Genomic DNA, 9250 nt, shown 5'->3' with positions numbered 1-9250 from the left:
GAACCGGCACGACTTGTTAGTCGAGGGATTTTAAATCCCTTGTGTCTACCAATTCCACCACTCGGGCATCGAGTTTGCTATTTAAAGCATGTGGAGTGTTGAATGGAGGCGGAACCCGGAGTCGAACCGAGGTGGACGGATTTGCAATCCGCTGCATGGCCACTCTGCCATTCCGCCAAACCGTTGGACAACCTAATGAAAACTTGGAGCGGCACACGAGGCTCGAACTCGTGACCTCGACCTTGGCAAGGTCGCGCTCTACCAACTGAGCTAGTGCCGCATTATTATTTAATTATCTGCGTTATTCAACATCTTGCGATGTTTGCGCTGGTAATTAAGTAACTTTGGTTTTCTTTATCTTAGGGGCTATGCCCTCTCAACACGGACGCATTCTACAGAGATTATTAAACGCGTCAACACAAAAAATGCCACTTTTGAACTGTTTGATTATTTTTTATCTAAAACGGTGCGTTATTAGACGTTTACAATCAATTTTTGGTCAATTCACTCCATGCGGCCATTAAATATTGCACCATAGAACTCAGTGTTAAATAGGTAGCTATATACAATAAGGCAAAACTTAAATAGACCATCCACGTGTCAAATTGCCATATCAGGCCAATAATCGCCAGCATTTGCGCTGCGGTTTTTATTTTGCCCATATTTGATACTGCTACATTACCACGTTTACCTTGTTCGGCCATCCATTCGCGTAATGCAGAGATCACTATTTCACGGCTGATGATAATAAGCGCGGGGATTGTCATATACATAGACTGATAATGATCAGAGAGCGCAACAAGTGCAGCACACACCATAACCTTATCAGCTACCGGGTCTAAAAATGCACCAAAAGGCGTAGATTGCTCTAGCTTTCGCGCTAAATAGCCATCAAGTATATCGGTAATTGATGCCAGCCAAAAAATAAAAGCGGCAGCAAAAAACGCCCAGCTATAAGGCAAGTAAAATATCACCAAAAATATGGGGATAAGAAAAAGTCTAAAGGTTGTGAGTGTGTTTGGAATATTCCACATAACTACTTGGATATGTCTTTTTTTCTATATTCGCATGAAGGGCTAGCCCTTGTCATGCAAATGGTTAAATATCTTCTCAGCCATGTCAGGACTGATCCCAGGAACTTTTTTTAACTGTTCTATATTAGCAGCTTTTACCCCTTGCATGCCCCCTAAATATTTTAATAATGTTTGGCGACGCTTAGAGCCTACTCCGTTGATCTCTTCTAATAATGATTGCGTGCGCTGTTTTTGGCGCTTATTACGGTGCCCTGCAATGGCAAATCGATGCGATTCATCGCGTATATGCTGGATTAAATGAAGCGCTGGCGCATCCGAATCCATAGGAATCGTCTTTCGCCCGCCATCTATTAATAAGGTTTCAAGGCCTGGCTTTCTGCTTGTGCCTTTTGCTACACCCACTAACAGCGGCATTTTAGCATGTGGCCACGTAGCAAAGTATTGCTCAGCACGGCCTAGTTGCCCTTTACCACCGTCAATAAATATAACGTCAGGAATTTTTTCTTCATCTACCACTTTGTTATAGCGCTTGTTAAGGGCAAACTCCATTGCTGCGTAATCATCACCGCCGGTTATACCTGTCACGTTGTAACGCCTGTACTCTTTGTTATTTGGCCCTTGCGAATCAAATACAACACAACTGGCTACTGTGTTCTCTCCCATGGTGTGGCTGATATCAAAACATTCCATTCTGTTTATATCATCTAACCCTAGGGTCGCTTTTAATTGTGCATAACGTTTGTTTATAGAATCTTGCGTACTTTGTTTTACGGTAATACTGTTTAGTGCATTTTTATTAGCAAGCTGAAGGTATTGTGCTCGCTCTCCGCGGGTAACCACTTTAAGGGATACTTTGCGCTCACTAATTTGCGTTAGGGCTTCACTCAATGCACTACTTTCTTCAATCTCAAACGGTAAAATAATTTCTTTTGCTATGCGCCCTGTCGCACCCGGCGCTAAATAATATTGCCCTAAAAACGAAGTGAGTATTTCCTCTTGGCCTGAATCTTTAGGCACCTTAGGGAAGTAGGTTTTACTGCCTAACACTTTATGATCGCGGATCATTAATAAGTGAATCCCATTTAGTCCATTTAAGTGCGCAAAACCCACCACATCCATTTCAGCAAAATTACCTGAAATAGACTGTTGCTCCTGCATTTTGCGAAGCAGCATGATTTGGTCACGCACTTTTGCTGCGAGCTCAAAGTTAAGATCTTTACTCGCCGCTTCCATTTTTTTTATTAAATCGGCTATTACTTCGTGCGACTTGCCAGTTAAAAACTTACGTACATAATCAACTTGTTCGGCGTACTCTTGCTCCGTCACTTTATTAACACACGGTGCGGAGCAACGCTTTAGCTGATACTGCAAACATGGACGGCTTCTGGCACGGTAATAGGCATCTTCGCACTGACGAACCGGAAATATTTTTTGCATTAAACGCAAACTTTCTGACACTGCACCAGCGCTTGGGAAAGGCCCAAAGTACTCGCCTTTTACCTTGCGGCTGCCTCTATGAAAGGCTAAACGCGGATGTTTATGACTGGTCAGTAATATATAGGGGTATGACTTATCATCACGTAGTAAAATGTTATAACGCGGCTGATATTTTTTTATAAGGTTATTTTCAAGCAGTAGCGCTTCGGTTTCGGTGTTTGTAAGCGTCACTTCAATATCGCAAATATTACTCACTAACACACGGGTTTTGCTGTCGGTTAGATTAGATCTAAAGTAGCTACTTACCCGTTTTTTTAAGTTTTTAGCTTTACCGACATAAATAACTTGATGTTCACTATCAAGCATACGGTATACACCCGGCTCACTTGATAGCGTTTTTAAAAATTGGGCGTGATCGAATTCAGACATAAATTAAAAAATTAATGAGATACGTCTATATCAATCATTTTATGGCGAATAGCCAAATGAGTAAGCTCTACGTCGCCTCCTACGTTTAATTTTTCAAACATACGGTAACGGTAGCTATTTACTGTTTTTGAACTTAAATTTAAGCGCTCAGCAATATCTTGTGCTTTTTCACCTTTGGTGATCATTAGCATGATTTGTAGCTCGCGCTCAGATAAGCTTTGAAAAGGGTTTTCGTCGGTACGCCCTGTGACTTGCGCAAGGGCAATTTGCTGTGCAATTTCAGGGGCTATATAACGCTGTCCCGCATGAACAGAACGTATAGCACGAACCATTTCATCAGAACCCGCACCTTTGGTTAAAAAGCCATGCGCGCCAATTTGCATCACTTTTGATGGAAATGGGTCTTCGCAATTAACCGTAAGCACAATAATTTTTACGTCTGGGCAATAGCGACAAATCTTTTTAGTAGCCTCTAAGCCGCCCATACCAGGCATGTTCATATCCATTAATACAATATTAGGTGCGTGCTGGCGACAAAACTGTACCGCAGCCTCTCCATCTTTAGCTTCGCCTACCACTTTAAAACCACGTACGTCATCTAATATACGTTTTATACCAGTTCGTACCAGCTCATGGTCATCAACTAAAAGCACATTAATCAATGTAATACCCTCATTAACCTAACAATACGCGACAAACAATCTAATTTGCCACATTACCACAGTTAAAGCGAAACAATAACTAATATTATTGCTTCGCTTTAGGTGTACTCATCTTTTAGCATTATTTTACTACTGCTAAAAACCAGTACTTTAGTTTTTATGACGCTGCTTTTTCGCTAAAACGGTCTACCCAAAGGGCAATAATACCATCGCCTGTAACATTACACGCTGTACCAAAACTATCTTGCGCAAGGTAAAGAGCAATCATTAATGCAACAGCCCCTTCGTTAAAGCCAAGCATGCTGGTTAATAAGCCCAGCGCCGACATTACTGCTCCGCCAGGTGCACCTGGCGCTGCAATCATGACTACCCCTAACATCATAATAAACGGCAGCATCCCCATTAAAGAAGGTACTTCCATGCTTGGCGATAAAAACATTACGGCCATTGCACACGTCACAATCGTAATGGTAGAACCCGATAAGTGAATGGTAGCGCACAGTGGCACAGTAAAGTTTGCTACATCTTCTTTTACGTTATTTGCTTTACTTGATTGCAACGAAACTGGAATTGTAGCCGCGCTCGACATTGTACCCAACGCTGTAAAATAAGCAGGCAGCATATTTTTAACTAACTCCAACGGGTTACGTTTAAGCAGTAACCCTGTAGAAACATACAATACGGTTAACCACAGCCAATGCATAACAAGTGCTGCAATAAGCACTACACCAAATGTTTGCAGTGTATCTACCACGGTCCCTGCTACGGTCATTTCTGCAAATACACCCGCTATATAAAATGGTAACGCTGGAATAATTACTTTAGATAATAATGCATCGATTACATCGCGACCCTGATCAGACACTTTTTTAAGTGTTTCTAACTCAAGTTGGCTCATGCCTATGCCAAATACGAACGCAGTCACAAGGGCTGTCATTACCCCCATCAGCGGTGGGATTTCTAAATCAATAAAACTGCCAATTTCTGTAGCTACTTCAGCTTCAAATGTAATATTTCCACTTAAAAGTGGGATAACCGCACTTACCAATAAAAAAGCAAGCGTACCTGCAATTACTGTAGAGCTATAAGCAAAGCCAACTGTTTTACCTAGTAAATGGCCTGACCCTTTAGGCAAACCAGCAATTCCCGAAGCAATAAAAAATAAAATAATTAATGGGATGGTAAAAGATATGAGTTGGCCAATAAGTTCTTTAATAGTAAATAAAAGCTCAACACCAGTGAGAGGCACATAAAGCCCGACTAAAATACCGGCCACAATACCGGCAATTAATTTTAAGATTAACTTCATTGTGATTGCTTAGTTGAATTGAATATAGATAGAGTGTTTTTAACATGTTTTAGACGCGTTGTGTGATAAAAGTATTCAAGTTATATTCATGTGCACAAATAACACACAAAATCATCTCAATTATTAGCCTATCTCGCGCATTTTTTAACTAAGTGACAAGGTTTACTCTTTAAATTTAAAAATAAGCCCGCATTCTTAATAACTAAAGCAACAATAATAACTAATTTTTATTTCGGCTAGTTATAAGCTCAATAGATATATGTTATAGCCAAACTTTACTTTAGTTTTTTTAAACTCGCAGTAAAGTGTATTTATATAGTTAATAGCAAAGGCTATTAACACATTGATAAGATTGTATCCAAAGGAACATTATGTCTACTATTTTTGAAGATAACTCACTAAGCATTGGTAATACACCACTGGTAAAACTTAATCGCGTAACAGGCGGTAACGTTTACGCTAAAGTAGAATCGCGTAACCCTAGCTTTAGTATTAAATGTCGTATTGGTGCATCAATGATTTGGGAAGCTGAAAAATCAGGTCAGCTTGTTGAAGGTAAAGAACTAATTGAACCTACATCGGGTAATACAGGTATCGCCCTTGCATTTGTTGCAGCAGCACGTGGTTACAAATTAACACTCACCATGCCCAATACAATGAGCTTAGAGCGCCGCAAACTATTAAAAGCATTAGGCGCTAACTTAGTGCTGACAGATGGTGCTAAAGGTATGAATGGCGCAATTGAAAAAGCAAAAGAAATTCAAGCAACCGATCCAGAAAAATACATTTTATTACAACAGTTCGAAAACCCAGCTAACCCTAAAATTCACTTTGAAACAACGGGTCCAGAAATTTTTGAAGCACTTAATGGCAATATCGACTTTTTTGTAGCAGGCGTAGGCACTGGCGGTACTATTACAGGTGTTAGTCGTTACCTTAAAAACGAAAAAGGCCTAGATGTTAAAGCGATTGCAGTTGAGCCAACTAATTCACCTGTTATTAGCCAAACGCTTGCAGGCGAAGAAGTTAAACCAGGTCCACATAAAATACAGGGCATTGGCGCGGGCTTTATTCCTGGTAACCTTGATTTAAGTGTGATTGATGCTGCTGAGCAAGTATCAAACGAAGATGCGATTGCAATGGCTCATGAACTAATGAAAAAAGAAGGTATTTTAGTAGGTATTTCTTCGGGCGCAGCGGTTGTTGCCGCTAAACGCTATGCTGAAAAACCAGAAAACGCGGACAAAAACATTGTGGTAATTTTACCAAGTGCAACGGAGCGTTACTTATCAAGCCCACTTTTTGCAGAAGAATTTAGCGAGCAAGAATTAGTACAGTAAACTTCTCTCCTTGAGATACTAAAAAGGATGCTTATGGCATCCTTTTTTATTATTTATGATTCGATTTTCTATTTATTACGCGGTGCTGCTTTACATCTTGTTTAATTAATCACACACTTTAAAAAATTAATTAAAAAAATACACCATGAAAAAAATAACAACTTATTTAAGTTTTATAGTTTGCATATTTTTAACCGCCTGTGGCGATAACGTGCAAACACTGGGCGACTCACCCGGCGACACAGCCACTGCCTACTTTGATGCGTTATACAATCAAAAAGATTTACAAAAAGCCAGTACAATGGCCACCCCAAATCTCAGCCGCATAATGAAATCTTACGGCACCGCTAAACAATTTGCCCGAAACTTAGTCAACCTACAATACGATGAAGTTGTGATTGAAGTCGATATGACCAATATGAGTGTGCGCGAACAATATGGTGATAACGCCAAAATAAATCTAATTTTTACCGGTTATTTTAATGGCGATAAAATTGACGATATGCGCAGCGTAAAAATGCTTCGTAAAAAAGGGAAATGGTATATAGACAAAATAGTGGCAGACCCTTACGCACGCTAAACGCGAGCTGTAAATACTCAATTATAAAAAAGGCCTCAAATACGAGGCCTTTTGCATTTTAGCTAAATGTAAATTTTATCAAAGCTCACCGGGTTTAAAGTTATCAACCGCAATGGCTTGTTTTCTTAGTTTATTGGTATGGTGCATTGCATCGGCATCAGCTTGCTCTAAAAAGCCTTGCTCTAACGCATAATTAATCGCGCTTTCTATATCCAGTGTCGCAGGTACCTTACCTTTTCGCTGCCATTGTTTTAAGTCTTTAAACTGTGTTTGCATATCGTGCATAGCTAAAAAAGCATTTTCCATCACGCCCGTGCCCGCATTTTCATCTACATAACATAAGTGCGTTAAACGGTTTCTAAACACCCCTGGTTGCGTCATATGCTCGCAAATACTTTGGGCTGTTTCATCACTTGGCTTGTGGTAATGATTCCCCAGCGGAAACACAATGCGTTTAAGTAAAAAGTTAACCACCGGGTTTGAAAAGTTTTTGAAAAAGCCATCAAACGCTTGGCCAATTTCATACAATGAGTTTTCAATTGCGTATTTCACAAACGGTAAGTCAGCTTGCTGACGACCTTCATCTTCAAAGCGCTTTAACACTGTAGACGCTAAATATAAATGACTTAGTACATCACCTAAACGCGCTGAAATCATCTCTTTACGCTTTAGCTCGCCACCAAGTACCAACATGGCTACATCGGTTGTAAAAGCAAGGCCTCGACTCATTCTGCTTAGCTGTTTGTAGTAAACAGCGGTTGCACCACACACGGGCGCTTTAGCAAAACAGCTACGTGTTAAGCCATGCAAAAAAGCCATGCCTGCATTACTGGCTGCAAATAAAATATGCTTCATCAATAAACTATCAAATTGATCAAGTGCTGCATCGTCGTCTTCCATTGCGGCAGCTTCCATTTCTTTTAACACAAACGGATGACAACGGGTGGCACCTTGTCCAAATATCATTAGGTTACGCGTTAAAATATTAGCCCCTTCAACCGTAATAGATACCGGAATGCCCATATAACCATGGGCTAAATAGTTATTAGGGCCCACTTGTATTCCTTTACCTGAGTGAATATCCATTGCATCGTTCATTACCGTACGGCCCATTTCGGTCATATGGTATTTTGCGATGGCGGTCACCACCGAGGGGCTTAATTTTAAATCAATGGCACCGGCAGTCATTAACCGTGCTGACTCAAGTGTATATGTTAATCCGCCAATACGGGCTAGTGCTTCTTGTACACCTTCAAACTGGCCAATAGATACACCAAACTGCTGGCGCACCATGGCGTAAGCAGAGGTCATTTTTGACGCTAAATGCCCTGTTGCCGTACTCAGTGCTGGCAATGAAATACCGCGCCCAGCACTTAAACACTCAACCAGCATACGCCAGCCTCGTCCTGCACCTTGTTGACCACCAATAATCCAATCTAGTGGAATAAATACATCTTTACCGTAAGTAGTCCCGTTCATGAATGCCATATTTAAAGGATAATGGCGCTCGCCGGTTTCTACCCCTTCGTGATCGGTAGGAATTAGTGCGCAGGTAATACCAAGCTCTTTTTCATCACCAAGTAGCCCATCGGGGTCATACATTTTAAAAGCAAGGCCAAGTACAGTTGCAATAGGCGCCAGTGTAATATAGCGCTTAGACCAATTTAAACGCAGGCCTATTACCTCTTCACCATTATGCTGGCCTTTACATACTACGCCAGAGTCAGGGATACTACCTGCATCAGAGCCAGCTTCTGGGCCAGTAAGTGCAAAACACGGCACATCTTTACCGTTAGCAAGTGTTGGTAACCAGCGCTCTTGTTGTTCTTTTGTACCGTAATGTAGTAATAACTCACCTGGGCCTAAGCTGTTAGGCACCATAACCGTCACAGCGGCAGTTAAGCTTTTAGTGGCAATTTTTGACACTATGGTTGAATTAGCAATGGCAGAGAACTCTCTCCCACCAAATTTTTCAGGAATGATCAGCGCAAAAAAGCCTTCTGTTTTTAAGTAATCCCAGACTTCTTTTGGCAGGTCTTTGTCTTTTTGTACAATTTGGTAATCATCTAGCATCGCCAGTAGCGTGTTAACCTGATTATCCATAAAGTCACTTTCTTTAGCACTAAGCTCAGGTTTAGGAAAGTTATGCAGTTTTTGCCAATCTGGGTTACCACTAAATAGCTCACCATCCCACCATACATCGCCGGCTTCCATTGCCTCTCGCTCAGTTTGCGAGAGCGGCGGAAGTACCTTTTTAAACATTTTAAACGTAGGACGGCTGATCAGGTTGAGGCGAATATCTTTGACTGCAAAAATAACCACCACCACGACCAGCAATATTATAAATACCGACATGAGCACATTCCTTTTACATTGAATGAAAATAGTAACTTAATTATGACCCATCTTAGTTTAAATACAATCATTGCGCGATGTGCCACACGCCTTAACGTATTAAT

7 protein-coding genes and 2 tRNA genes are annotated in these 9250 nt (G+C 40.9%); 2 read left to right on the top strand and 7 right to left on the bottom strand.

Annotated features, from left to right (window positions below; genetic code table 11):
- Positions 1 to 103: 103 nt before the first annotated feature.
- The 6 genes from AN393_RS03170 to AN393_RS03145 form a co-directional block, all read right to left on the bottom strand.
- Positions 104 to 177 (bottom strand) — tRNA-Cys (locus AN393_RS03170).
- A 27-nt stretch (positions 178 to 204) separates the two neighbouring features.
- Positions 205 to 280 (bottom strand) — tRNA-Gly (locus AN393_RS03165).
- A gap of 208 nt (positions 281 to 488) precedes the next feature.
- Positions 489 to 1034, bottom strand: coding sequence for a CDP-diacylglycerol--glycerol-3-phosphate 3-phosphatidyltransferase (gene pgsA / locus AN393_RS03160; RefSeq protein ID WP_055013860.1), 546 nt, complete (start codon positions 1032 to 1034; stop codon positions 489 to 491).
- 42 nt (positions 1035 to 1076) lie between these two features.
- Positions 1077 to 2900, bottom strand: coding sequence for an excinuclease ABC subunit UvrC (gene uvrC / locus AN393_RS03155; RefSeq protein ID WP_055017282.1), 1824 nt, complete (start codon positions 2898 to 2900; stop codon positions 1077 to 1079).
- 11 nt (positions 2901 to 2911) lie between these two features.
- Positions 2912 to 3562, bottom strand: coding sequence for a UvrY/SirA/GacA family response regulator transcription factor (gene uvrY / locus AN393_RS03150; RefSeq protein WP_004589511.1), 651 nt, complete (start codon positions 3560 to 3562; stop codon positions 2912 to 2914).
- Between the two features lie 157 nt (positions 3563 to 3719).
- The gene (locus tag AN393_RS03145) at positions 3720 to 4871 is read right to left on the bottom strand and encodes a dicarboxylate/amino acid:cation symporter (RefSeq protein ID WP_055017281.1); all 1152 of its coding nucleotides are present in this window, start codon (positions 4869 to 4871) and stop codon (positions 3720 to 3722) included.
- A 371-nt stretch (positions 4872 to 5242) separates the two neighbouring features.
- Between AN393_RS03145 and cysK the strand changes: the two genes are divergently transcribed.
- Positions 5243 to 6211 (top strand): cysteine synthase A, encoded by a 969-nt coding sequence (cysK, locus tag AN393_RS03140; protein WP_055017280.1) that lies wholly within the window; start codon positions 5243 to 5245, stop codon positions 6209 to 6211.
- 145 nt (positions 6212 to 6356) lie between these two features.
- On the top strand, positions 6357 to 6791 hold the full coding sequence (locus AN393_RS03135) for a hypothetical protein (protein WP_055013864.1): 435 nt from the start codon (positions 6357 to 6359) through the stop codon (positions 6789 to 6791).
- 78 nt (positions 6792 to 6869) lie between these two features.
- Here AN393_RS03135 and AN393_RS03130 read toward each other — a convergent pair whose 3' ends face one another.
- Positions 6870 to 9146 carry an acyl-CoA dehydrogenase gene (locus AN393_RS03130; RefSeq protein ID WP_055017279.1) on the bottom strand — a complete coding sequence of 759 codons (2277 nt, stop codon included), beginning with the start codon at positions 9144 to 9146 and terminating at the stop codon, positions 6870 to 6872.
- Positions 9147 to 9250 lie beyond the last annotated feature (104 nt).

Source organism: Pseudoalteromonas sp. P1-25 (assembly GCF_001401805.1).
Taxonomy (GTDB): Bacteria; Pseudomonadota; Gammaproteobacteria; order Enterobacterales; family Alteromonadaceae; genus Pseudoalteromonas.
The sequence above is the reverse complement of the archived record's forward strand: the minus strand, read 5'-3'. Positions and strand labels throughout refer to the sequence as shown.

What these genes read in the sequence shown, in the direction of transcription:
- cysK (WP_055017280.1), top strand. Translation starts at nt 5,243, where the DNA reads ATGTCTACTATTTTTGAAGATAACTCACTAAGCATTGGTAATACACCA.
- AN393_RS03135 (WP_055013864.1), top strand. Translation starts at nt 6,357, where the DNA reads ATGAAAAAAATAACAACTTATTTAAGTTTTATAGTTTGCATATTTTTA.
- uvrC (WP_055017282.1), bottom strand. Translation starts at nt 2,900, where the DNA reads ATGTCTGAATTCGATCACGCCCAATTTTTAAAAACGCTATCAAGTGAG.
- AN393_RS03145 (WP_055017281.1), bottom strand. Translation starts at nt 4,871, where the DNA reads ATGAAGTTAATCTTAAAATTAATTGCCGGTATTGTGGCCGGTATTTTA.
- AN393_RS03130 (WP_055017279.1), bottom strand. Translation starts at nt 9,146, where the DNA reads ATGTCGGTATTTATAATATTGCTGGTCGTGGTGGTGGTTATTTTTGCA.
- pgsA (WP_055013860.1), bottom strand. Translation starts at nt 1,034, where the DNA reads ATGTGGAATATTCCAAACACACTCACAACCTTTAGACTTTTTCTTATC.